17 protein-coding genes are annotated in these 25618 nt (G+C 69.4%); 4 read left to right on the top strand and 13 right to left on the bottom strand.

Features of this window, described 5'->3' with window-relative positions:
- Positions 1-39: 39 nt before the first annotated feature.
- A complete protein-coding gene (locus tag VGJ14_18005; protein HEY2834323.1) occupies positions 40-936 on the top strand; it encodes a hypothetical protein in 897 nt (298 codons plus the stop codon).
- Between the two features lie 92 nt (positions 937-1028).
- Here the strand turns inward: VGJ14_18005 and VGJ14_18000 are convergent, their stop codons facing one another.
- The 9 genes from VGJ14_18000 to hisI form a co-directional block, all read right to left on the bottom strand.
- Positions 1029-2498, bottom strand: coding sequence for a glutamate synthase subunit beta (locus VGJ14_18000; protein ID HEY2834322.1), 1470 nt, complete (start codon positions 2496-2498; stop codon positions 1029-1031).
- Entirely contained in the window at positions 2491-7044 is a 4554-nt protein-coding gene (gene gltB / locus VGJ14_17995; protein ID HEY2834321.1) for a glutamate synthase large subunit, read from the bottom strand. The genes VGJ14_18000 and gltB overlap by 8 nt, the downstream gene beginning before the upstream one ends.
- A 216-nt stretch (positions 7045-7260) precedes the next feature.
- Positions 7261-8145, bottom strand: a complete 885-nt coding sequence (gene lgt, locus VGJ14_17990) for a prolipoprotein diacylglyceryl transferase (GenBank protein HEY2834320.1) — start codon at positions 8143-8145, stop codon at positions 7261-7263.
- A 466-nt stretch (positions 8146-8611) separates the two neighbouring features.
- Positions 8612-9445 (bottom strand): tryptophan synthase subunit alpha, encoded by an 834-nt coding sequence (trpA, locus tag VGJ14_17985; GenBank protein ID HEY2834319.1) that lies wholly within the window; start codon positions 9443-9445, stop codon positions 8612-8614.
- Positions 9442-10629, bottom strand: coding sequence for a tryptophan synthase subunit beta (trpB, locus tag VGJ14_17980; protein HEY2834318.1), 1188 nt, complete (start codon positions 10627-10629; stop codon positions 9442-9444). The genes trpA and trpB overlap by 4 nt, the downstream gene beginning before the upstream one ends.
- 1 nt (position 10630) lies before the next feature.
- Complete coding sequence (gene trpC, locus VGJ14_17975; GenBank protein ID HEY2834317.1) at positions 10631-11446, bottom strand: indole-3-glycerol phosphate synthase TrpC; 816 nt, start codon at positions 11444-11446, stop codon at positions 10631-10633.
- A gap of 112 nt (positions 11447-11558) precedes the next feature.
- On the bottom strand, positions 11559-12176 hold the full coding sequence (locus tag VGJ14_17970; GenBank protein ID HEY2834316.1) for a Trp biosynthesis-associated membrane protein: 618 nt from the start codon (positions 12174-12176) through the stop codon (positions 11559-11561).
- 1 nt (position 12177) lies between these two features.
- Positions 12178-13719, bottom strand: a complete 1542-nt coding sequence (locus VGJ14_17965; protein HEY2834315.1) for an anthranilate synthase component I — start codon at positions 13717-13719, stop codon at positions 12178-12180.
- On the bottom strand, positions 13716-14141 hold the full coding sequence (gene hisI, locus VGJ14_17960) for a phosphoribosyl-AMP cyclohydrolase (protein ID HEY2834314.1): 426 nt from the start codon (positions 14139-14141) through the stop codon (positions 13716-13718). The genes VGJ14_17965 and hisI overlap by 4 nt, the downstream gene beginning before the upstream one ends.
- 290 nt (positions 14142-14431) lie before the next feature.
- Between hisI and VGJ14_17955 the strand changes: the two genes are divergently transcribed.
- Positions 14432-16003 carry an AAA family ATPase gene (locus VGJ14_17955; GenBank protein ID HEY2834313.1) on the top strand — a complete coding sequence of 524 codons (1572 nt, stop codon included), beginning with the start codon at positions 14432-14434 and terminating at the stop codon, positions 16001-16003.
- A gap of 60 nt (positions 16004-16063) precedes the next feature.
- Here the strand turns inward: VGJ14_17955 and hisF are convergent, their stop codons facing one another.
- A complete protein-coding gene (gene hisF, locus VGJ14_17950) occupies positions 16064-16837 on the bottom strand; it encodes an imidazole glycerol phosphate synthase subunit HisF (protein HEY2834312.1) in 774 nt (257 codons plus the stop codon).
- Positions 16838-17020: 183 nt separating this feature from the next.
- Between hisF and VGJ14_17945 the strand changes: the two genes are divergently transcribed.
- Positions 17021-21931: a hypothetical protein gene (locus tag VGJ14_17945; protein HEY2834311.1), complete on the top strand. Its 4911-nt coding sequence runs from the start codon at positions 17021-17023 to the stop codon at positions 21929-21931.
- 26 nt (positions 21932-21957) lie between these two features.
- Here VGJ14_17945 and priA read toward each other — a convergent pair whose 3' ends face one another.
- Both priA and VGJ14_17935 read right to left on the bottom strand, forming a co-directional pair.
- Positions 21958-22683, bottom strand: a complete 726-nt coding sequence (priA, locus tag VGJ14_17940; GenBank protein HEY2834310.1) for a bifunctional 1-(5-phosphoribosyl)-5-((5-phosphoribosylamino)methylideneamino)imidazole-4-carboxamide isomerase/phosphoribosylanthranilate isomerase PriA — start codon at positions 22681-22683, stop codon at positions 21958-21960.
- A 65-nt stretch (positions 22684-22748) separates the two neighbouring features.
- A complete protein-coding gene (locus tag VGJ14_17935) occupies positions 22749-23831 on the bottom strand; it encodes an Ig-like domain-containing protein (GenBank protein HEY2834309.1) in 1083 nt (360 codons plus the stop codon).
- A gap of 261 nt (positions 23832-24092) precedes the next feature.
- Here VGJ14_17935 and VGJ14_17930 point away from each other — a divergent pair, with 261 nt between their 5' ends.
- A complete protein-coding gene (locus VGJ14_17930) occupies positions 24093-24857 on the top strand; it encodes a DUF4232 domain-containing protein (protein ID HEY2834308.1) in 765 nt (254 codons plus the stop codon).
- Positions 24858-25098: 241 nt separating this feature from the next.
- Here the strand turns inward: VGJ14_17930 and VGJ14_17925 are convergent.
- A partial coding sequence (locus VGJ14_17925) for a DUF222 domain-containing protein (GenBank protein HEY2834307.1) occupies positions 25099-25618 on the bottom strand: 520 nt, incomplete at its 5' end.

The following is a 25618-nucleotide window of genomic DNA, read 5'->3' as shown; positions in this document are numbered from 1 at the left end:
CGAAGCCAGGGGGCCGGCGACGGAGTCAGAGTTCCGTCCATGGCTCCTACTCCCTACGTCCCGGATGTCCTCCTCACCGGACCCTTCCACCACGACTTCGGCGCCGCCGCGGGGCTGACGCCTGATCAGTTGCGGTCGAAGTGCTGGCGCCGACTGTTCCGGAACGTCTCGGTGCACGCCTCGCTCCCGCTGACCGACCAACGTCGCTTCGACGCTGTGCGGCTGGCTTCCCCGGCACATGCCATCGTCACCGGTGTGACCGCGGCCTGGCTCTACGGGGTTTGGACCCCGCCGACGGGCACAACGATCCCCTTGCATCTCGCGGGGTCGCGGGAGAAGTACGGCATGGTCTTGGCCGGAGCGCGGACCAGCCGATTGGCCCTCGACCCCGAGGACATCGACGAGTGGCACGGCATCCCCATCAGCACTCCGGAGCGCACCTGCTTCGGCTTGATGGCCGCCTCCACGTTCGTCGAAGCGGTGGTCTGGGCAGACGGCTTCCTGCACGCTCGCCTGGTCACGTCGCAGGGATTGATGCGATACGCCGACGAGCGCCCGTACTGGCCACACGTGCGCAAGGTCCGCGAGGCGGTGGCGCTGGCCCGTCCGGGAGCCGCGTCGCCAATGGAATCACGGTTGCGGATGGTGATCGTGCAAGGAGGACTCCCCGAGCCGGACTACCTCAACGAGCCCTACTACGCCGCCGACGGGACACTGCTCGGCATCCCCGACATGCGCTTTCGGCGGCCGAATTTCGGCATTGAGTACGACGGAGAGCAGCATGCGGAGGCCGAACACCACATCGCCGACCTCCGGCGGGAGAACGGAATGCTGCTGGGCGATCTGCCGCTGTTGCGCTACACGGCACGGGATGTCTTCCGCACCCCACAACTCATCGTGCGCGAGGTCGGCACGATGCTTTCGCGCGCCGCCTGACCACCCATCCCACCCATCTTCGTCCGGGGTTTGGGGCTATCAGAGCAGGTTGATACCCCGAAACGCCGGACGAAGATGAGAGTGGGAGGCGGTCAGACCACCAGGGGGCGCGCGGACGGCGGGATCGGCGCGGGCAGGGCGGTGTGACCGGTGAGGTAGGCGTCCACCGCCGCGGCGCAGGCGCGGCCCTCGGCGATCGCCCACACGATCAGCGACTGGCCGCGCCCCGCGTCGCCGGCCACGAACACTCCGTCCACGCTGGACGCGTAGGACTCGTCGCGGGCGACGTTGCCGCGCGCGTCGAGTTCCACCTCAAGGTCGTTGATCAGCTCGTTGCGCTCTGGGCCGATAAAGCCCATGGCCAACAGCACCAGCTGTGCCGGGATCTCCCGCTGGGTGCCCGGCACCGGTTCCATCTTCCCGTCCACGAACCGCACCTCGGACAGCCGCAGAGCGGCGACGTTGCCGTCCGCATCGCCGACGAACTCGCTGGTGGACACCGCGTAGACCCGCTCCCCGCCCTCCTCGTGCGCACTCGCGGTGCGCATGATCATCGGGTAGGTGGGCCACGGCTGGCTCTCCGGTCGATCGCCCGGCGGCTGCGGCATGATCTCCAGTTGGGTCACCGACGCGGCCTTCTGCCGGTGTACGGTGCCCAGGCAGTCCGCGCCGGTGTCTCCGCCGCCGATAATGATGACGTGCTTGCCCTCGGCGCTGATCGGGCTGACCTCGAGGTCACCCTCGCACACCTTGTTTCCCCAGGGCAGGTACTCCATGGCTTGGTGAATGCCGCCCAGTTCGCGCCCCGGCACCGGTAGCTCCCGGGCCGCGGTGGCGCCCACGGCGAGCACGATCGCGTCGAACTTGTTCTGCAACTGATCGGCCGTCACATCCACGCCGACATTGACGCCGGGGCGGAACTTGGTGCCCTCGGCCTTCATCTGGCGCAGCCGACGATCCAGGTAGCGCTTCTCCATCTTGAACTCGGGGATGCCGTAGCGCAGCAGGCCACCGATGCGGTCGTCGCGCTCGTACACGGCCACGGTGTGTCCCACCCGGGTCAACTGCTGGGCGACGGCCAGGCCGGCCGGCCCGGACCCGATCACCGCGATGGTCTTGCCGCTCAACCGCTCCGGGGGTTGCGGGACGACCCACCCGGAGTCCCAGGCCCGGTCGATGATGGCGACCTCGACGTTCTTGATGGTCACCGGGTCGGAGTTGATGGCGAGCACACAGGCCGGCTCACAGGGCGCCGGGCACAACCGCCCGGTGAACTCCGGGAAGTTGTTGGTGGCGTGCAGTCGCTCGATGGCCTCCTGCCAGTCGTTGCGCCACACCAGGTCGTTCCACTCCGGGATCAGGTTGCCCAGCGGGCAACCGGAGTGGCAGAACGGGATGCCGCAGTCCATGCAGCGCCCGGCCTGCTTGGTGATGATCGGCAGCAGCGCGCGGCCCACCCCGTCCTCGGGGTAGACCTCGTTCCAGTCGTTTAGCCGCTCGTCGACCGGGCGTCGCTTGGCGACCTCGCGTCCGGTGGTGAGAAAGCCGCGGGGGTCAGCCATGGGACGCCGCCATCACCTTGCGCATGGTCGCCTCACTGTCCAGGCCCTCGGCGGCCGCGGCCGCTTGGGCTTCGAGCACCCGCTTGTAGTCCTTCGGCATGACCTTGCCGAACCGCTCGACGGCGGCGGGCCAGCCGTCGAGCAGCTTGGCCGCGACAGCGGAGTCGGTGGCCTCGGCATGCTTGGTCACCGCGTCGCGCAGGAACTCGCGGTCCTCCTCGGCGAGCGGGTCCAGGTCGACCATCTCACCGTTCACGTCGGTGGGGTCCAGGTCCAGCACAAACGCCACGCCACCGGACATGCCCGCGCCCACGTTGCGTCCGGTCGGTCCGAGGATCACCACGCGGCCACCGGTCATGTACTCGCAGGCGTGGTCGCCCACGCCCTCCACGACCGCCAGCGCGCCGGAGTTGCGCACGCAGAACCGCTCGCCGACCACGCCGCGCAGGAAGATCTCCCCGCCGGTGGCGCCGTAGGCGATGACGTTGCCCGCGATGATGTTGTCCTCGGCGGTGAACGTCGCGCCGCGGTCCGGGCGGACCACCAGCCGTCCACCGGACAGGCCCTTGCCCAGGTAGTCGTTGGCGTCGCCCTCCAGCCGCAGTGTGATACCGGCCGGCACAAATGCGCCGAACGACTGCCCCGCCGATCCGACGAAGGTCAGATCGATGGTGCCGTCGGGCAGACCGACGCCGCCGTGACGCTTCGTCACTTCGTGGCCCAGCATGGTGCCCACGGTGCGGTTGACGTTGCGGATGCTCAGTTGCGCGCGCACCGGCGCGGAGTGCGCGATGGCATCCGCGCACAGCGCGATGAGTTGGTTGTCCAGCGCCTTGTCCAGCCCGTGGTCCTGCGCGGTGGTGCAGTAGCGGGCCGCGCCCTCCTCAATCTCCGGCACGTGCAGGATCGGGGTGAGGTCCAGCCCGGACGCCTTCCAGTGCGCCACCGCCGCGGACACGTCGATCACCTCGGCGTGCCCAATGGCCTCGGCCACTGAACGGAAACCCAGCGCGGCCAGGGTTTCCCGCACCTCCTCGGCGACGTACTCGAAGTAGGTGACCACGAACTCCGGCTTGCCGGTGAACCGCTCGCGCAGCACCGGGTTCTGCGTGGCGATGCCGACCGGGCAGGTGTCCAGGTGGCAGACCCGCATCATGATGCAGCCGGAGACGACCAGCGGCGCGGTGGCGAAGCCGTACTCCTCCGCACCGAGCAGCGCGGCGATGATCACGTCGCGGCCGGTCTTGAGCTGACCGTCGGTCTGCACCACGATGCGGTCGCGCAGGCCGTTGAGCAGCAGCGTCTGCTGGGTCTCGGCCAGACCGAGCTCCCACGGCGCACCCGCATGCTTCAGCGAGGTCAACGGCGAGGCACCGGTGCCGCCGTCGTGCCCGGAGATCAGCACCACATCGGCGTGCGCCTTGGATACCCCCGCGGCCACGGTGCCGACCCCGACCTCGGCGACCAGCTTCACGTGGATACGCGCGGCCGGGTTGGCGTTCTTCAGGTCGTGGATGAGCTGCGCGAGGTCCTCGATCGAGTAGATGTCGTGGTGCGGCGGCGGGGAGATCAGCCCCACGCCCGGCGTGGAGTACCGGGTCTTGGCGATCCACGGGTAGACCTTATGGCCGGGCAACTGGCCGCCCTCGCCGGGCTTGGCGCCCTGCGCCATCTTGATCTGGATGTCGTCGGAGTTCGTCAAGTACTCCGCGGTGACCCCGAACCGACCCGAGGCGACCTGCTTGACCGCTGAACGCCGGGCCGGGTCGTAGAGCCGGTCCGCATCCTCGCCGCCCTCGCCGGTGTTCGAGCGACCACCCAGGGAGTTCATCGCGATGGCCAGCGTCTCGTGCGCCTCGCCGGAGATGGAGCCGTAGGACATCGCCCCGGTGTTGAACCGCTTGACGATCTCCGAGATCGGCTCGACCTCGTCGATCGGCACCGGCGGGCGCAGTCCCTCGCGGAGGGCGAACAGCCCGCGCAGCGTCATCAGCCGCTTGGCCTGGTCGTCCACCCGGGTCGTGTACTGCTTGAAGATGTCGTAGCGCCGCGACCGGGTCGCGTGCTGCAGCCGGAACACCGTGTCCGGGTCGAACAGGTGCGGCTCGCCCTCGCGGCGCCACTGGTACTCCCCGCCGATGGCCAACTTGCGGTGCGAGGCGGAGATACCGCCCAGTGGGTAGGCGATGCGGTGCCGGCGGAACACCTCCTCGGCGACCACGTCGATACCGATGCCGCCGAGTTGTGAGGTGGTGCCGGTGAAGTACTTGTCGACGAGTTCCTGCGACAGACCGATGGCCTCGAAGATCTGCGCGCCGTGATAGGAGCCCACGGTCGACACGCCCATCTTCGACATGACCTTCAGCACGCCCTTGCCGAGCGCCTTCACCAAGTTGCGCACGGCCTTCTCGGGTGCGATGTCGAGCAGCACCTCGGCGTTGGCCATGTCCTCGACGGTTTCCATTGCCAGATAGGGGTTCACCGCGGAGGCACCGAAACCCACGAGCAGCGCGACGTGGTGCACCTCGCGTACGTCACCGGCCTCCACCACCAGCCCCACCCGGGTACGGGTCTTCTCCCGGATCAGGTGGTGATGCACGGCGCCGGTCAGCAGCAGCGACGGGATCGGTGCGAACTCGGAGTCGGAATGCCGGTCGGACAGCACGATGACCCGGGCGCCGTCGGCGATGGCCTCGGACACCTCAGCACAGATGGCGTCCAGCCGCGCGGCCAGTGCCGCACCGCCGCCGTCCACCTCGTACAGGCCGGTGACGTTGACCGCCTTGAAGCCGGGCTTGTCCCCGTCGGCGTTGATGTGCACGAGCTTGGCCAGCTCGTCGTTGTCGATGACCGGGAACGGCAGCGTGATCTGCCGACAGTGCGCCCCGGACGAGGTCAACACGTTGACCTCGGGGCCGATCGAGGTGGACAGCGAGGTGACCAGCTCCTCGCGAATCGCGTCCAGGGGTGGGTTGGTCACCTGCGCGAACAGTTGGGTGAAGTAGTCGAACAGCAGTCGCGGCCGGCCGGACAACACCGCGATCGGGGTGTCGGTGCCCATCGACCCGAGCGCCTCGCCACCGGTGCGGGCCATCGGCGCGAGCAGGATGCGCAGCTCCTCCTCGGTGTACCCGAAGGTTTGCTGACGCCGCGTCACAGAGGAGTGGGTGTAGGCGACATGCTCGCGCTCGGGCAGCTGCTCCAGGTGGATGAGCCCGGCGTGCAGCCACTCGTCGTACGGGCGTTCGGCGGCCAGTGCGGACTTGATCTCCTCGTCCTCGACGATCCGGCCCTCGCGGGTGTCGACGAGGAACATGCGGCCGGGCTGCAGCCGGCCCTTGCGCAGGATGCGCGCCGGGTCGAGGTCGAGCACACCGACCTCGCTGGCCATCACGACCAGGCCGTCGTCGGTCACCCAGTACCGGGAGGGCCGCAGGCCGTTGCGGTCCAGTACCGCACCCACCAGAGAGCCGTCGGTGAAGGTGATCGACGCCGGGCCGTCCCACGGCTCCATCAGCGTGGCGTGGAACTCGTAGAAGGCGCGGCGCGCCGGGTCCATGTCCGGGTTGTTCTCCCAGGCCTCCGGGATCATCATCAGCACCGCGTGCGGCAGCGAACGCCCGCCCAGGTGCAGCAGCTCGAGCACCTCGTCGAAGCTCGCCGAGTCGCTGGCGCCGGCCGTGCAGATGGGGAACAACCGCTCCAGGTCGCCGGGGATCTCCTCGGTGATCAGCTGCGACTCGCGGGCCCGCATCCAGTTGCGGTTGCCCATCACGGTGTTGATCTCGCCGTTGTGCGCGATGTAGCGGTACGGGTGGGCAAGTGGCCAGGACGGGAATGTGTTGGTGGAGAACCGGGAGTGCACCAGCGCGATCGCGGTGGCGAACCGACGGTCGGACAGGTCGGGGTAGAACGGCTCCAACTGGCCGGTGGTCAGCATGCCCTTGTAGACCAGGGTGCGTGCGGACAGGCTCGGGAAGTAGACCCCGGCCTCCCGCTCGGCGCGCTTGCGCAGCACGAAAGCCTGACGTTCCAGCGCCAGCGCGGTGTCGCCGCGGCGGAAGGCGGCGGTCGCGGGGCTGGTCTCGTCGGGGGTCACGAACACCTGGCGGACGACCGGCACGGTGGCCCCGGACGCCGCGCCGAGCAGGCTCGGGGTGATCGGGACGTCCCGCCAGCCGAGCACGCTGAGACCCTCGTCGACCGCGATCTGTTCGATCCGGGCCTCGGCCGCGGTGCGCTCCTCGGCGTCCTGCGAGAGGAACGCGGCACCGACGGCATAGCTGCCCGCGGCGGGCAACGGGAAGTCCACGCAGGCGCGCAGGAACGCGTCCGGGACCTGGGTGAGGATGCCGGCGCCGTCACCGGAGTCCGGGTCGGAACCGGCGGCGCCGCGATGCTCGAGGTTGCGCAGCGCGGTCAGTGCCTTGCTGACGATGTCGTAGGACGCAACGCCGCTCATCGTCGCGACGAACGCGACACCGCAGGCGTCGTGTTCGTGGCGGCCGTCGTACAGGCCTTGGGGCGCCGGCGGACCAACAGGCACAGGGACTCCCGTCGGGTTTGGAAGGTGACGCTGCGGGCTACCGCAACAGGCGGGATGACGTCGACACTGACGGTGGTACCCACAAAGGCGCATCGTGTGGTGCGCGGAGGGTGGCAGGCCCAAGGCGGTAGCCGAGGGCCGAACAAATCTGCGGGACAACTCTGGCCCAGCGGCGGTCCACCAAGCCTACCGCACCGCCCGAGGGCGCTCCCCTGCTTAAGGCTCCGCCCGCTCGGGCTCCCCCACCTCGGGCGGCGCAGCGGACACCAGGACATGGCCATCGCGGTAAACCGACAGTTCCCGCGCCGGATGGTGACGGCGTGACCACACTATGTAACTGACGGCGAAGCTGAACACCACAATCGAGGTCCAGTCGTTCAGCCGCAGACCCAGCACATGCTCGGCGGTGTCCACCCGCAGCGCCTCGATCCACCCCCGCCCGACGGTGTAGGTCGCGACGTACAGCCAGAAGGTCTGCCCGTGCCCGAGGTTGTACCGACGGTCCGCCCACAGCACCACCGCAGCCACGCCCAGACACCACAGCGACTCGTACAGGAACGTCGGGTGGTAGGTGGCGATGTCCGGGGTATTGTCCGGGCGGTGCGCCGGGTCGATGCGCAGTGCCCACGGCAGGTGGCTGGGTCGGCCGTACAACTCCTGGTTGAACCAGTTGCCCCACCGGCCACAGGCCTGGGCGAGCGCCACCCCGGGACAGACGGCATCGGCCAGCGGGGCCAGCCGCACCCCCATCCGCTTGCAGCCGATCCAGGCGCCCAATCCGCCCAGCGCGACCGCGCCCCAGATACCCAGGCCGCCCTTCCAGATCTCCAACGCCTTGCCGGGATCACCGTGGTGCCCAAAGTAGGGCTCCGGGGTGGTGATCACGTGATAGAGCCGCCCGCCGACGATGCCGAACGGGACCGCCCAGAACGCGATATCAGTGACCTGGCCCGGCGTTCCGCCGCGGGCGACGAAACGTTTCTCGCCCACCGCAATGGCCACGATGATGCCGACCACGATGCACAACGCATAACCACGGATCGGGAACGGGCCGAGGTGCCAGACACCCTGCGACGGGCTGGGGATGGAGGCGAGAACCATGGCCCGGCAACCCTAGACCGTGACCCCTACAAGAGATCCGTTCGATCCGGGTGCGGGAACGGCTACCGCACTGCGGTGGTTCGCGCCGCGCTCCAGGCACCGACATTCCCGACGCCGTCCCGCGCTCGTACCTCGAAGCCGTAGCGGTGCTTGGCCTTGAGCTTCACCTTCAGCGACGTGCCCCGCAGGACGGTGGTGCGCCAGGCACCCCAGGCCTTCCCGGTTGCGGCACTGCGTTGGCGGATCTCGTAGTAGCCGACCCACGGCCAGCGCCGAGGCCATGACTCCGGCTGTCAACCCGGTCCGATCAACCTGTGCCCCGATCTGTGCCGGTCGGCCGTAGAGCCTGGTGCGACCACTCTCATACGCGGGGCGTCACTTTTGCCCCGCGAAACGGCCGAAAACTGACGCCTCACGTATGAGAGTGCTCGCTGCGCTCATGAATGATCGGAGGGAACGACGCCGCTCAGCGGCGGCGCACGCCGGCCGCGAGGTCCGCGGCCAGCGCCGCCGCGGCGGCGACGCCCGCCTCGACGTGCGGGGCGTCCAAGAGGGTGCGCACGAACGCCGAGCCGACGATGACGCCGTCCGCGAACGATCCGACCTCGGCGGCCTGGTCTCCATTGGACACCCCGAGGCCGACGCCGATCGGTAGGTCGGTGATCCCGCGCAGCCGGGCGACCAGGGTTGGGGCCGCCGAGGAGGTCTGCGCGCGGGCACCGGTCACGCCCATCACCGAGCTGGCATAGATGAAGCCGCGACAGGCATCGGCGGTCAGCCGCAGACGCTCGTCGGAGGTGGACGGCGCGGCCAGGAAGACGCGGTCCAGGCCGTGGGCGTCAGAGGCAGCCAGCCAGTCCGGGCCGGAGTCCGGGGTGAGGTCGGGAGTGATGAGTCCGGCGCCGCCGGCCGCGGCCAGGTCACGGGCGAAGCGGTCCACGCCGTAGCGCAGCACCGGATTCCAGTAGGTCATCACCACGGTGGCGGCGCCGGCCGCCGCGACCGCCTCCACAGTGGCCAGCACGTCGGCGATGCGGGTGCCGTTGGCCAGCGCCTGATCGGCGGCCCGCTGAATGGTCGGACCGTCCAGCACCGGGTCGCTGTAGGGCAGGCCGACCTCGACCACGTCCACGCCCGCCTGCACCATCGCGGTCAGCGCGGCGATGCAGCCGTCCCGGGACGGAAAGCCCGCGGGCAGATAACCCACCAGGACGGCGCGGTTCTCCTTGGCGGCGCGCTCGTACGCCGCCGCGACCTGACTGGTCGTACTGTGCCCAGCGTGAGCTCGGAACTCGCTCACAAGCGGAACCACTTCGCAGCGGTATCCACGTCCTTGTCCCCTCGACCGGACAGGTTCACCAGGATCACCGCATCCGGACCCAATTCCTGACCCACCGTCAGGACACCGGCCAGCGCGTGCGCGCTCTCGATCGCCGGGATGATGCCCTCGGTGCGGCACAGCAGCCGGAAGGCCTCCATCGCCTGCGCATCGGTGATCGCCCGATAGGTGGCCCGCCCGGTGTCCGCGAGCCACGCGTGCTCGGGACCCACGCCGGGATAGTCCAATCCCGCGGAGATCGAGTGCGACGCGATGGTCTGCCCCTCGTCGTCCTGCAGTAGGTAGGACCGCGCGCCGTGCAGGACCCCGGGCGCTCCCCCGGTGATGGTGGCCGCGTGCCGAGCAGTGTCCACCCCGTCGCCGCCGGCCTCGAACCCGAACAGGCGCACGGAGGCGTCCGGGATGAAGTCGTAGAAGATGCCGATCGCGTTGGACCCGCCACCCACGCAGGCGCAGATCGCGTCGGGCAGGGCGCCGGTCAGCTCCAGCACCTGGGCCCGCGCCTCCTGTCCGATCACCCGGTGGAACTCGCGCACCATCAGCGGGAAGGGGTGCGGGCCGGCCACCGTGCCCAGCAGATAGTGGGTGTGCTCGACGTTGGTCACCCAGTCGCGCATGGCCTCGTTGATGGCGTCCTTGAGGGTGCGACTACCGGTGGTCACCGGGATCACCTCGGCACCCAGCAGTTCCATCCGGGCCACGTTCAGTGCCTGACGGCGGGTGTCCTCCTCGCCCATGTACACCACGCAGTCCAGGCCCAGCAGTGCGGCCGCGGTGGCGGTGGCCACGCCGTGCTGCCCGGCACCGGTCTCCGCGATGACCCGCGTCTTGCCCATCCGACGGGTGAGCAGCGCCTGACCCAACACGTTGTTGATCTTGTGCGAGCCGGTGTGGTTGAGGTCCTCACGCTTGAGCAGCACCCGCGCATTCCCTGCGTGCGCGGCGAATCGCGGCACCTCGGTGATCGGCGAGGGTCGACCGGTGTAGCTGGACAACAGCGCGTTGAGCTCGCCCCGGAAGTTCGGATCGGCTTGCGCGGCATGGAATTCCGCGGTGAGTTGGTCCAGCGCGGCCATCAGCGCCTCGGGCACGAACCGCCCGCCGTACTCGCCGAACTTGCCATGAACGTCGGGAACGACGGCCATGTCAGCCACAGCGCGGGTCTCGCTGCAGAGCCGGATGGGCACCCGCCGCGACCATGTCGGCGACCGCGGTGCGTGGATCCTTGCCGGTGACCAACGTCTCCCCGACCAACACCGCGTCCGCACCCTGCCGGCCGTACTCGATCACGTCGTGCGGGCCGCGCACCCCGGACTCGGCGACGCGCACACAGGATGACGGCAACAGCGGGGCGACCCGGCCGAACGTGGCGCGGTCCACCTCCAGCGTCTTCAGGTTGCGCGCGTTGACCCCAATAACCCGGGCCCCCGCGTCCATCGCGCGCCGGGCCTCTTCCTCGTCGTGCACCTCGACCAGCGGGGTCATACCCATGGACTCGGCCCGCTCGATCAGCGAGATCAACGCGTTCTGCTCCAGCGCGGCAACGATCAGCAGCACCACGTCGGCGCCGTACGCGCGGGCCTCCCACAACTGGTAGCTGGTGACCAAAAAGTCCTTGCGCAGCACCGGGATGTCCACCGCCGCGCGCACCGCGCTCAGGTCCTCCAGCGTGCCACCGAAGCGTCGCTTCTCGGTGAGCACACTGATCACCCCGGCGCCACCGGACTCGTACGCCCCCGCCAACGCGGCGGGGTCGGAGATCGTGGCCAATGAGCCGGCCGACGGACTGGACCGTTTGACCTCGGCGATCACACTGACGCCGGGTCCGCGCAGTCGGGACACCGTGTCGCGGGGGGCGGGCGCGCGCTGCGCCCGTTCCTTCAGCACATCCAACGGGACGGCCGCTTGACGCTCAGCAAGGTCTGCCCGAACCCCGGACAGAATCTCGTCGAGCACCGACACGGAGTGCATTCCAATCATCGCCGAACAAGTGGGTCGACCGCGGGATACGGGACGGGTCGACGTGATGTTCGCCGCATCGTAGCCCGCCGTCGATGAAGGCCCGTGCGCGGCCTCACAACGTCGGATCCTCACCGCGGTCCAACGCCCGCCACTGCTCCAATGTCGAATCCTCCACCGTCGCGGCGCGCGGCGCAGCCGCAACGGGGCTCTCGTAACGCGCGGACATACCGGGCCAACGCGGGCCGCGCACCGCCGCTGCCGCGCCGGCCAGCGCGAACACCACCGACCCGAGCACGGCTACCCATCCCCACCCGGTGTGCCCGATAGCGCTCGCGGTACCCGAGGCCGTGCCCAACGCGGCACCCGCGCGATCCGCCAGTTCCGGCGCGCCGGGATGCACCGAACCAAGTGCGGCCACCGCCGCCACCACCCCGCCCGCGCATACCAACACGCCGATCAATTGACGCAGCACACCGCGGGTGGCCACCAGCCCCAACGCCCCGGCCAACCCGACCACCGCGAACGCCGGGGTGATCGGCTGCAATGACCCGCCACGCACCGATAGCGGCACCTGCAAGGAACCCTGCACGGCCCGGGCATGCACCCACGGCCGATCCGCCGCGAACAGCACGAGGCCGGCACCGAGCACGCACCCGGACAACGCCGCCACCAATTCGCGACGGCCGTTCGTCCGGTCGGTCGGGGGCGGTGAACCGGGCGGCACAGCCATGTCAGCGGGCGGCACGCAACGTCGCGGCGACGGCAATCGCACGCAGCACCGCAGCCGCCTTGTTGCGGCATTCCTGGTCCTCGGTGGCCGGGTCGGAGTCGGCCACGATGCCCGCACCGGCCTGGACGTAGGCCACCCCGCCGCGCAGCAACGCGGTGCGGATGGCGATGGCGGTGTCCAACTCGCCGGCGAAATCCAAATATCCGACGACCCCGCCGTACAGACCGCGCCGGGTCGGTTCGAGTTCCTCGATGATTTCCATCGCCCGTGGCTTGGGCGCCCCGGACAGCGTGCCCGCAGGGAAACACGCTGCCAGTACGTCGAATGCGGACCTTCCCGGCGCGAGCTTGCCGACCACCGTGGACACGATGTGCATGACGTGGGAGTACCGCTCGATGGACATGAAGTCGACGACCTCGACGCTGCCCGGCGCGCAGACCCGGCCCAGGTCATTGCGGCCGAGATCGACCAACATCAGGTGCTCGGCGCGTTCCTTGGGATCGGCCAACAGATCCGCGGCCAGCGCCGCGTCGACCTCCGGGTTCGCACCGCGCGGCCGGGTGCCGGCGATCGGGTGCAGCATGGCTCGGCCCGCGTTGACCTTCACCAGCGCCTCCGGGCTGGACCCGATCACGTCGAACCCACCATCAGTCGTGCCGTCCGGGCCCGGGAAGCGCAGCAGATAGAGATAGGGGCTGGGGTTGGACAGCCGCAGCACCCGGTAGATGTTCAACGCGCTGGCCGCGGTGGGCATCGCGAAGCGCTGCGAGACGACGATCTGGAACGCCTCGCCGGCGTAGATCTCCTCGACCGCGGACCGCACCGCCGCCATGTAGTCCTCGCGGGACGTCCCGCAGGTGTATTCGGGCACCACCCCGTCGTCGAACACTGCCGCGGTGGGTGCGTCCGGACGGGCCAGGTCGGCGGTCATCACCTCCAGCCGGGCTGCCGCGGCGTGGTAGGCCGCGTCCACCCCGGCGTCGGAGCCGTCCCAGTTCACCGCGTTCGCGATGAGGATCACCGAGCCGTCCTCGTGGTCGAGCACTGCGAGGTCGGTGGCCAGCATCATCGCCAGCTCGGGCAACTGCAGGTCATCGACGGCCTTGTCGGGCAGCCGTTCCAGCCGGCGCACCGCGTCGTAGCCGATGAACCCGACCATCCCCCCGGTCAGTGGCGGCAGCCCCGCGGAGTCCAACGGCTCGGTGTGCAGCCACTCCACCGTGTTCCGCAGCGCCTGCAACGGGTCGCCCTCGGTGGGCACGCCGACCGGCGGGGTACCGATCCAGCGCGCGGCCCCGTCCTGCTCGGTGAGCATGGCCGGGCTGCGCACCCCGACGAAGGAATAACGCCCCCACACCCGGCCGTGTTCGGCGGACTCCAGCAAGAAGGTGCCCGGGCGTTCGCCCGCCAACTTGCGGTAGAGCCCGACCGGCGTCTCCCCGTCGGCGAGCAGTCGGCGGGCCACCGGGATCACCCGGCGACCGGCGGCCAACTCCCGAAACCGGTCCAGGTCGGGGGTCAGCGTGCCGTCGGTCGCGGTCATGGGGCCATTGTCGGGCCGGAGGCCTCGACATCATGCGGCGCTGTCCGGCCGTCCAACGTGACCGCCGGCAGCGCGCCGTCGTCGAAACACGTGCGGGTACCGGTGTGGCAGGCCGGGCCCTCCTGGTCGACCTGAATCAACAACGCGTCCCCGTCACAGTCCAGGGTCACCGACCGCACCCACTGCCGGTGCCCGGAAGTCTCCCCCTTCACCCAGTACGACTGCCGGCTGCGGCTGAAGTAGGTGACCCGGCCGGAGGTGAGCGTGCGGTGCAGCGCCTCGTCGTCCATCCAGCCCAGCATCAGCACCTCGCCGGTGTCCCATTGCTGGGCGATGGCCGCGATCAGGCCGTTCGCATCACGCTTGAGCCGGGTGGCGATGGCCGGATCCAGGTCGGAGACGGGGATGGCAGGAGCGGACATGACGTGAATTCTCCCCCGCACGTGGGTACAAGCCACTGTTTATTCAGCGCGCGCCGATCGCGTCGAATCCGGCCCGAATCGTCGCGGTTGTCTAGAGTTGCCACCATTCGCCCGGTCGAGGAGGCACAAAACCTAACGCCCGGTAAACGCCCGAACGGGGGAGGTCAATGGTGACGAACACCAGCCATCCGGTCGAGCCGCCTACCGAGTGGGATCCGACGTGGGACGATTCGCTCAGCACCACATCGAAGCGAACCGGTCTTTTGGACCCCACCGAGGGGGGGATCGCCGTGAGTCAGTCCGGCGACGAGAAGGACTCCGTCCGGGTTACCCCGGCCGAGTCCCCGACGCGTCCGGAGGGCGGCGCGGCCAACGGCACCACGCCGCCGGCGCCCCGCGAACCCAGCGGTGAGCAATCCAAGGACGCCGACCTCCCGCCGCGCAGCTGGATCTACGGGCAGCTGGGCATGTCGGACGAGCACCTCCCCGAGGACGCCGCGGCCCAGGCCAAGGGCGGCATGCCGTCGATCGACTTCGACGCGTTCCGGCCCGGCGACCCGAGTGCGTCGCCGTTCCCACCCGGCTCGCTGGCCGGCGGCGTGGACGACCCCGAGCCGCGCAAGTTCCACGGCTTCCCGAAGCCCGGTACCGGCGGCGGGCTGTCCGGTGTGACGGACAGCGCGAGCGGACACCCCTCGGCAGTAACCGAAACCGGCGGCGCGGTGCCGCCGGCCGCAGCAGAATCGGGCAAGCCCGCCAAGAAGGCCGCCGCTCCCCGTCCCTCGGACGACCCAACCGGCGACAACCCATTCCGCGTTTACGACGAGCGGACCGCGACCGGAGACATCTCCCTGCCCACACACAATGCGCCCGCGTCCACTGTCGCTCGGGTCGAGAGGCTGAGGCCGCGCCTGGAACCCTCCGGGTTGACCGCGGACGACCTGACCGCGGAAAACGTGCTCAAGCAGCGGCGCAAGCCGGCGGGCAAGGGCTGGCGCAAGGGTCTGCTGTCCGCCACCGGCGGCGTGGTCAATCTCGGGCCGTCAGGCAAGGAACTGCGCGAGATGGTGTTCGAGGAGCGGGTGCGCACGCCGATCACCGGCTGCCACAAGCTCGCCGTGATCAGCCTCAAGGGCGGCGTCGGCAAGACCACCACGGCGGCCGCGCTGGGTTCCATGTACGCCTCGCTGCGCGGGGACCGGGTCGTCGCGGTGGACGCAAACCCGGACCGCGGCACGCTGGGCGACAAGATCGTCGCCGGGCAGAACACGCACACGGTGCGCGACTTCGTGCGCCGCAGCAACCAGCTGGATCGGTACTCCGCGGTGCGCGAGTACACCGCGCAGGCCGAATCCCGCCTCGAGGTGCTCTGCTCGGAATCCGACCCGCTGGCCTCGATGGCCTTCTCCGAGTCCGACTACCGGGTGATCTCCGACATCCTGGAGAAGTTCTACAACCTGGTGCTCACCGACTGCGGCACCGGCTTGTTGCACTCCGCGATGGTCGGCGTGCTGGCCAAGGCGCATCAGGTGGTCATCGTGTCCTCGGCCAGCCTGGACGGTGCGCGCAGCGCGTCGGCCACGCTGGACTGGCTGGAGGCGCACTCCTACAAGGACCTGGCCCGGGACTCGGTCACCGTGATCACCTCTGTCCGTCCGAAGGCCGACGCGGTGCACCTGGACGAGATTGTCGGACACTTCGCCAAGCGCACCCGCGCCGTGGTGGCTGTGCCCTACGACCCGCACCTGGCCGAGGGCGGTCAGATCGACCTGGCCCGGATGAGCAAACCGGCCTACCACGCGTACCTGGAGTTGGCTGCCGAGGTCGGCGACGCCTTCCCCCGCTTCTCCACCGGCACCTGACGGCGCGGGTCACCGCCGTGCATATTGCGCGCTCCGCGCGCGTCCGGTAGCGCTGGCGCGCTACCGGACCGGGTGGCCCGCCGCCCGCAGGGCGTCCTTGACCTGACCGATCCTCAGGTCGCCGAAGTGGAAGACGCTGGCCGCGAGCACCGCGTCCGCCCCGCAGTCGACGGCCGGGGCGAAGTCGGCGACCCGGCCTGCTCCCCCGCTGGCGATCACCGGCACGGTGACGACTTCGCGGACCTGACGCAGCATCTGTAGGTCATAGCCGTCCTTGGTGCCGTCGGCGTCCATGGAGTTCAGCAGGATCTCCCCGGCACCCAGCTCACAACCGCGCCTGCACCATTCGACGGCATCGATGCCGGTGCCCCGCCGCCCGCCGTGGGTGGTGACCTCGAAACCGGACGGGGTGGGCGTCTCCCCGCGCGGCACCCGGCGCGCGTCGATGGACAGCACCAGTACCTGGTTGCCGAACCGGTCGGCGATCTCCGCGATCAACTCCGGCCGGGCGATGGCCGCGGTGTTCACCCCGACCTTGTCCGCCCCGGCGCGCAGCAACTTGTCCACGTCTGACGCGCTGCGCACCCCGCCGCCGACGGTGAGCGGGATGAACACCTGCTCGGCGGTGCGGGAGACCACCTCGTAGGTCGTCTCCCGGGACCCGGATGAGGCGGTGATGTCGAGGAAGGTGAGCTCGTCCGCACCTTCGGCGTCGTAGCGCTTGGCCAACTCCACCGGGTCGCCGGCGTCACGCAGATTGCGGAAGTTGACGCCCTTGACCACCCGCCCGGCATCCACGTCAAGACACGGGATGACCCGCACGGCAACGCTCACAAATACCTCTCGACCAGGGCGGATACGCATCGACGGGACATTGCCCTCAGCCTACCGAGCGGCTTGTGCGGCTTCTGGTCCGGTTCGGGTCGCTGGATCGGGTGAACTTCCTAGGAGTTCCCCGGGAGCAGGCCTACCCTTCCGCGGCCGGCACTATGCCGGCCATTCGCTGAGGGGTTCCTGATGGCGCGTCACGAAAACCCGCAAACCGGGAAACCCGCTCCGCGGCGCCGTCGGCGGCGCCTCGCCATCGCTCTGGGCAGCGCGGTGCTGATGGTGAGCGGTCTGCTGCAGCCGCTGGGGTTGGTCGGTTCGGCGCACGCCGATGACCACATCACCGGACCGCTCACCGACGCCATCAACCGCAACGCGAAAAACGTCCAGGACAGCCTCGCCGCCGCGCAGGCCGCCGTCGCCGCGCTGACCGCGAACGCGCAGACCTTCGCGGGCACGGTCACTACCATCGTCCAGGGCGCACCCAGCGACCCGGCCGGTGCGCTGACCGCCCTGCAGGGCGCCGCGACCGCCGAGCTTGGCTCGCTGGCCGGCGTCGGCCTGACCCAGGCGCTCACCCTGGCCTCGCGGGTGTCCACGCCCACCTGCTCGACGCTCGGTGCGCTGACCGCGATCCTGCCCGACATCGGAAAACTGAACCCGGCGATCTTCGGGCCGCTGGCGCCCACGCTGGCGCAACTCGACGCGGGCATCTCCAACGCGCTGCAGACCTTCTACACCAACGCCTTCACCAAGCTGCTGACCCCGTTCACCCTGCCCGGTGGCGCGGCCGCTCTGGCCCCCTACCTCACGCTGGCGCAGACCCTGCTGTCGTTGCTGAAGATGAACTGGCACACCACCTACTACCCGCCGGGCGGCGGGGCCCCGGTGGTGCGGGACACCCCCGGCTTCCTCGGCCTGCCGACCTTCCTCGACGTCGACGGCCACACCGGCGAGGACGTCTGCGCGCTGTTCAACGTGAACATCAACACCAGCGCCATCGCCCAGTCGACGTTGTCCCAGCAGATCGCGCGGCTTCCGTTCACCGGGACGCTGCCGTTGGACGTGCAGGGCCAGTTCCTCAGCAACGCGATCAATGTCGGCTATGAGACGAAGACCAGCAAGGCCCCGGCCAGCTACATCACCTCCTCCACGGCGACCGACACCACGGTCGACACGACCCTGTTCAAGGCGGGCACCACGTTCGATCAGGTCAGTTCCTTGCTGGGCCTCGCCAGCTACCGGCTCTCCTCCACCAAGGCACCGATCAGTTATCACTTCGCTACCAGCACGCCGGGCGGCACCAGCGGCAACGGCACGCAGTACAACTACTCCTCGATCGGCCGCTCCGACCACTTCGCCTACACCACGGCGCTCGGCGGCACCCCGGTGGGTGGCATCGCCCAGACGCCGGGGGCCATCTCGTTCGAGTACTGCACCTCGGCCAAGGGCTTCTGCAGCAACGAATTCGCGACCGCCTCGGCCACCGAAGGCGGCTCGATGCACCTGCTGGCCTCCGAGCCGGTGCAGGTGGACCAGACCGGCCTCAACCCCGCCTCCACCACCTGCCCGGCACTCGCGCTGCTGCCCGAGGCACACCTGACCGGCCAGCGGATGTACCTCGGCTTCGATCCCACCGCCAAGTCGGACACGCCCGGCCACGTGTGGGTGGACACCGCCAACATCGCGGCCACTGGGTGCCTGGCCACCATCGGCCTGAAGGGCACCTTGCCCGCCGGGTTCAAGTCCTTCGCCCGCAGCGCCACCTGGCAGGGCACCGGTAATACCCCGCCGGTCACCGCCAAGTCCGGCACCATCACCTGCCCGGACGGCACCACCGTCAGCAAGGGCGCGCTGCCGCTCTCCTCGTACTTCTGCGTGTTCAAGCCGGTCAACACCGCTGCTCCGTCCATCAGCGGCAACGCGTACCAAGGCGTGACGCTGACCGGTGTGGATGGCACCTGGACGCCCGGCGCGCCGAACACCCCGACCCTCGCCCGCCAGTGGCAGCGCTGCGCCTTCGGCGCCGCGTCCTGTTTCGAGATTTACGGCGCGACCACAACCACCTACAAGGTGACTCCGGCCGACCTGAACACGCAGCTGCGCTACACGGTGAACGGCAGCAACCCGGACGGCAGTACCCCCGGCGTCTCCCCGCTGACCAACAAGGTCACCCCGCCGCCGGCACCGGTCAACATTGCCCTGCCGATAATCGCCGGTTTGCACGGCTCCGGGAAGCAGCTCACCGAGAACGACGGCACCTGGGACAACGGCGTGGACAGCTACGACCGACAGTGGTTCCGCTGCCCCGAGGTTGAGCCGGTGGACCTCACCGGATGCGTCCCGATCAGCGGTGCCACCGGCACCAGCTACACGACCGGGAATGCCGACATCGACCACCAGCTCAAGGTGCGGGTCACTGCGCACAACCTCAACCCGGTGGCCGGTGTCGCACTCAGCGCCGGTTGGTTCATCCCGCCGGCCCCGCAGAACACCACCCTGCCGCAGGTGTACAGCGGCGTGACCGCGGCCACCGGTCAGACCGTGTTCGAGGGCGACCGGCTGAACACCGCCCTTGACCTCAACGACTGGAAGTACGCCGACGCCGCCGGCTTCAGCTACCAGTGGCAGCGTTGCGACAGCTCGGGCCAGCACTGCGACCCGATCGGTGGTGCCACCGCGGCGACGTACACCGTCGGCCATGGCGACATCGGTTCCACGCTGAACGTCGTGATCACCGCGTCCAACCTGGACGGGCAGGACACGCAGACCACCCCGGTGACCGGGGTCGTGCTGGCCAACGCATTGCTGCCGGTGCTGCCGAACCTGATCCCCGATGGCCCGGTGTTCGCCGGCACGCCCAGCACCAACGGCACCTACATCGGCGGTGACTTCGACACCGTCGGCCCGCGGGTCGGTGGCGGCGGCGCGGTGCCCGCCACCCCGACCGCACCGACGCCGCTGACCGCCTCGCTCGCCGGGCTGGTGTCCGGTGGCACGGTGAACGCGGTGGCCCCGGACACCGCCGGGGGCTACTTCCTCGGCGGCAGCTTCACCGGGGCGGTTGGCCTGGCCTGCAAGGCCATCGCGCACATCAAGTTCGACGGCACGCTGGACAACAGCTACTGCCGTTCGGGGTTGACCGGTGAGGTGCGGGCGCTGGACTACCTCAAGCGCAGCGTCAAGCTCCCGGACGGGACCAGCAACGTCGACATCCTGGCCGTGGGTGGCGCGTTCGCCGACGGCGCCGTGCAGAACCTGATGTTCCTCGACCCCACCGGCCTGCCCTCGGCGCCCGGCGACCAACTCGACGGGGCGGTCAACGCGATCGTGGACGACTCGACGGTGGCCGCCACCACCACCTCGGCGGTCAATTTCTTCGTCGGCGGCGCGTTCACCCATCTGGGCGCGACGTCGGCACCGCGGTTGGCCACGGTGACCCTCGCCCAAGCGCAGACCGCCAACACTCCGCTGGCACTCAGCGCGAGCAACAACCCCGGTGGCGTGGACTGCGGCGGAGCCACCTGCTCCAACCCGGAGGTCAAGGCGCTGGCCTGGAACGTGGCCACCGTGCTCTTCCCGGAGCTGATCGTCGGCGGCACCTTCGACACGGTGTATCTGCCGGGCAGCACCACCGGTGTGGCCAGGTCCAACGCCGCAGCGTTCGCGCTGGGCACCGTGCCGAACATCAACCCGGTCATCGGCGGCTGGAACCCCGGTCCCAATGGCCCGGTCACGGCGATCTCCTATCCCCTGCTGACCAACCAGGTCTATCTGGCGGGCAACTTCACCGCGCTGACCAATCCGGCCACCACCGGTTTGAAGGGTTTGGTGGAGTACGGCATCGCCACCACGACGGTCAGCGGCGTGCGCACCAACAAGGACAATGGCGCCGGTACCGCGGTGACCAGCAGCCCGAACACGCAGTGGAAGCCGCAGGTGGACAACGGTCAGGTGCTGTCCATCCTGGTCGCCGACTCCGGGGTGTATCTGGGCGGCAGCTTCACCTCGATCGGCGGCACCGTCCGGCACCGCCTGGCCCACATCACCGCGCCGAGCGCGACCGCACCCTCGGTGAACAACTGGGACCCGAACGCCGGGCAGACCGTGCGCTCCCTGGCGCGGTTCGCCCCGTCCCCCGGGACGCCGTCGATCTACGTCGGCGGTGACTACCAGGTCCTCGGCGGCACCACCCGCAACCACATCGCCGAACTGAAGCAGGACGGCACGTTCACCACGTGGGCGCCGTCCGGCACCGACGGTGCGGTGCGGGCACTGGCCACGGCCGGCGGCGTGCTCTACGCCGGTGGTGACTTCGCGAACTCCGGCGCGACTGCTCGCAAGAGCCTCGCTGCGTTCGACACCACCACCGCCGCACTGACCACCTGGAACCCGGGCACCGACGGCAAGGTGCACGCGTTGCAGGTGGCCGGCAGCACCATCTACGTCGGCGGCGCGTTCGGCCAGGTCGGCACGTCGACCCGCAACAACCTGGCCGCGGTGGACAACACCGGGGCGGTGACCTCATGGAACCCGAATGTCACCGGCACCATCGTGCGGGCCATCGCCGTGGACAGCAGCACCGTCTACATCGGTGGTGAGTTCACCAAGGTCGGTACGACCTCGCACACGAACCTGGCCGCGATCGCCACCGGCTCGGGCACCGACACCGGGTGGAACCCGCAGGGCACGAATGGGCCGGTGTACGCCCTCGCCCTGGACTCCACGACGGTGTTCGTCGGCGGGAAGTTCACCAGCGCCGCCGGCTCGCCCTGCTTGAATGGAGCCGGGATCGACCGCGGCACCGGCACCTTCACCGGCTGGGACCCGCAGGCAAACGACCTCGTTCGTACCCTCGCGCTGCTGGGGACGAAGGTGTTCGCCGGTGGCGACTTCACCATGATCGGCGGCGCGGCCCGAGCGTACGCGGCACAGTTGTCCACCGACGACGGGACGGCCGACCTGTTCAACCCCGACCCGAACGCTCGGGTCTACGCGATCACGACCCTGCCGTCCGGGTTGGTCGGGCTGTTCGGCTCGTTCAGCACCCTGGCCGGTGGCGCCGTGGCCACCAACGGTTACGCCTTCTACGGCGGGTGAGGTGACTTACTGGCCGCGGGGTTCGCTCAGGACACCGCGGCCAGTGCCTCCTGGAGGGTGAACGCGCGGGCGTACAGGGCTTTGCCGACGATGGCGCCCTCCACACCCAGCGGCACCAGCGACGCGATGGCGCGCAGGTCGTCCAGGCTGGACACACCACCGGAGGCCACCACCGGACGGTCGGTGCGGGCGCACACCTCGCGCAGCAGGTCCAGGTTCGGCCCGCGCAGCGTGCCGTCCTTGGTCACGTCGGTGACCACGTAACGGGCACAGCCCTCGGCGTCCAGGCGGGCGAGCACCTCCCAGATGTCGCCGCCCTCCTTGGTCCAGCCGCGAGCCGCCAGCGTGGTGCCGCGTACGTCCAACCCGACGGCCACCCGGTCGCCCCATCTGGCGATCGCCGCGGCGCACCACGCGGGGTTCTCCAACGCCGCGGTGCCGATGTTCACCCGGGCGCACCCGGTGGCCATCGCCGCCTCCAACGACGCGTCGTCGCGGATGCCCCCGCTCATCTCGACCTTCACGTCGAGCTTGGCAACCACCTCGTGCAGCAACTCCCGGTTCGATCCCCGGCCGAACGCGGCGTCCAGATCCACCAGGTGGATCCACTGCGCCCCCGCGGCTTGCCAGGCCAACGCCGCCGCGATCGGGTCGCCGTAGGAGGTCTCCGAACCGGCCGCACCCTGCACCAGGCGCACGGCCTGGCCGTCCGCGACGTCAACGGCGGGTAGCAGTTCGAGGCGATCCGGCATGCCGCGAGATTAGCGCCGCGGGCGGTGTGGCCCGGCTCACGCCTGCTGGTCGGCATCGCCCTCGCCTATTGGGCGGCGTTGCCGCGGGACCACGTCGACCACGGGATGTTCCAGTCGTCGTAGCGGTTGTAGACGTCCTGGCCGTCCTTGGCCGAACCGGTGATCACCACCGGGTCACCGAGCAGACTGTTCTGCCAGACCCATTTCGCGTCCTCGGGCTTGAGCCCGACGCAGCCGTGGCTGGTGTTGGCGTCGCCGATGGATCCGGTGGCCCACGGGGCGTCGTGCACGAACTCGCCGCTGTCGGTGATGCGGATGGCGTACTTGGAGTGCAGCGAGTACTTCTCCGGCGCGTCGATCTGATCGTTCGTCCAATGCTTCTTGCCGACCTTGTCCATCATCACCTCGGTGCCGTTGCGGGTCTCCCAGCCCGGCTTTCCGGTCGACACGTCGAAGGACTTGATCTGACGGCCGTCGCGCTCCACGACGAGCTTGTGCGTCCGGGTGTCCACCCGCAGCACCTGGCTGCGGCCGACGGTGAAGTGCGAGGTTTGGTCCGACCCGCCGACGACGCCGTCGCCGGCCTTGATCCCGGCGGTGCGCACGTCGAGGGTGACCCTGGTCCCGGCCGGCCAGAACTGCTCGGGGCGGTAGTCGAGGAATTGGTTGTCGATCCAATGCCAGGCGCCGGCCACGTACGGCGCGGTCTGCACGCTCAGCGCTGCCTGGACGAGCGCGCGGTCGGCGACGGGCTGATCGAAACCGACGACGATCGGCTGCGCGACGCCGACGGTGGCCCCGTCCTTCGGCAGGATCGTGGTGGCCTGCAGGGTGCTCGAGTGTTTGATGTCCTCGGTGGCGAACGATGCGGTCTGCTCGACCTGCTTGCCGTCCGCACCGGCACCCCAGGCGTGCACCTCGTACCGTGCCCCCACCCGTACCGGTGCCGACGAGGTCCAGATCGTGTGACCGGGATCCAGCCCACCCGCCATCTCATGGCCGTCGGTGTCGGTCACCCGCACCTCGCTCAGTGATGCGGCGGTGGCCGTGACCGTCACCTTCTGGTTCGGCGCCACGTTCTTTGCGCCGTCGCGCGGGGTGACGGTGATGGCCGGCGGCCCGCTCGCCGCCGCGGACGTCGCGGTCATCCGGCCTGCACATCCGCTGAGCAGTAGGGAAATCACGGCGAATAAGACAAGCGGCGGGCATGCGTTGATCACCCCACCGGCACTACCCCGCGCGACCCACAACGAACAGCCCGTTTGGGGGAAACCGCGACCCGTTTTGTCGAGCGGCCGCGCCTCGGCTGTTCGACCGATCTTTCGGCGATCGTTCGCGTGGTCACGGCGCGGGCCGGCAACCTAGCAACGAGGTCCGACCCAGTCCTACACATCAGGTGAGAGCGTCCCGTGGGCATCAACCGCACCGTCGTAGGTCTGATCCCGGCCGCTGCGTTGATCACGGCGCTGGCCTCCTGCGGCTCCGGCTCCACAGAGTCAGTCGGGCAACAGGCGTCCACTGCATCCCCTGCCCCAACTGCGACAGCCTCCCCGACGGATGCACCGAGCGCCGTAGCGACGGCGCAAGCTAAGGAATCGGCGTGTGCACCCAACGACGTTGACGTGAGCTTCGGGGATGATTCCGACGGTGGCGCGACCGGCGAACGATCCCTGGTTGTGCGATTCACCAATAACGGTCCGGGAACTTGCATCCTGAAAACTCGGCCGACGGTGGAATTTCTCGACGACCGCGGCAACTCCGTGGGCCTGCGTGAGGACGAGAACGGGAACGGCAAACAGTACCTCCGCGGTACCTACAAGATTCCGTTCCACTTGCAACCCGGGTCCAGCGCCGACGTCGTCATCGCCAAGTACCGCTGCGACCTCGGTACCAAGACCGTCGCGACTGAGGTGAAGCTCGGCCTTCCCGACGTGGGCAAGACAACCACGCTGGTCATCGACCGGGACGCGCGCCAGATCGCCTCGTGCCGCGGCGGCGAGGACGATCCCGGCCAGACTTTCGCGATCTCCGGCTTCAAGACGTTCAAGTGCCACCTCGTGGGCAATGCGACCGGCGGTGGCTGGTGCGAAGGGGAGTTGGGCAAGCAGCCCGCAGAAACTCCGGAGGAAGCTGCGGCCGCCGCCGAGAAGGAGGAGCTGGCGCGCCGTCGGTAACGACCTGACCAAACAGGTGGCCGGCGTGACTTGGTTCAAAAGTATTCAAGGGGCGGTGGCGCCAGTAGTGGTTGCGCCGTGGTGTTCGGCTCTGATCGATCCATGGTGGTGGGATCACTTGTGGGGTGTCCGTCTTTGCCGAATTCGGCTTCCCAGTCGTGGTGGTGGATCGTGTCGTGGTGGTGGTCGCACAGCAACACCATGTTGTCCAGGTCCGTGAGACCCCCCTCTTCCCACGGGATCAGGTGGTGCGCCTGGCACCGGGACGCGGGACGGGGTCCGCCTCACCGTTCTCCGCGGGTCGGGGCGCGGCCAACGGGTCGAGGGCGGCCTTGAGCTTGGCCATCACCTCATCGGTGTCGCGCCAGTTGAACGTCTGGGTCCCATCGCCGTGGTTGCGGAAGTGCGCGGCCCGCTTGTCCTTGGCCTCGCGCTCGCGTTCCAGGGTGCCGTCGGGGTCGATCACGTCGTGCATCTTCTTGCCCAACCCACGCAACCCGTCGGCATCCAGCACCCGGGACTGCGCCAGCAGGAACGCCTCGGCCCGGCTGCGCTGCTCGTGGGTGGCGCAATCGGGCAGTCCGTCGATCAGGGTGGCGATCACCGCGGCCTGATCCTCCTCGACCAGTCCCTCGGCGAGGGCCGAGGCGGTGTCCCGGTAGCGGTTGGTCAACGCCTCCGCGACCCGCACCCGGCGTTTGGCCTCACCCGGGGTGAGCCGCAACAACCCGCCCAGCCAGTTCTGCGGTGAGGTGGCGGCC

It is taken from the genome of Sporichthyaceae bacterium (genome assembly GCA_036493475.1).
Lineage (GTDB): Bacteria > Actinomycetota > Actinomycetes > Sporichthyales > Sporichthyaceae > DASQPJ01.
Note: the sequence above shows the minus strand (reverse complement) of the source record. Positions and strands in the feature narration are given on the sequence as shown.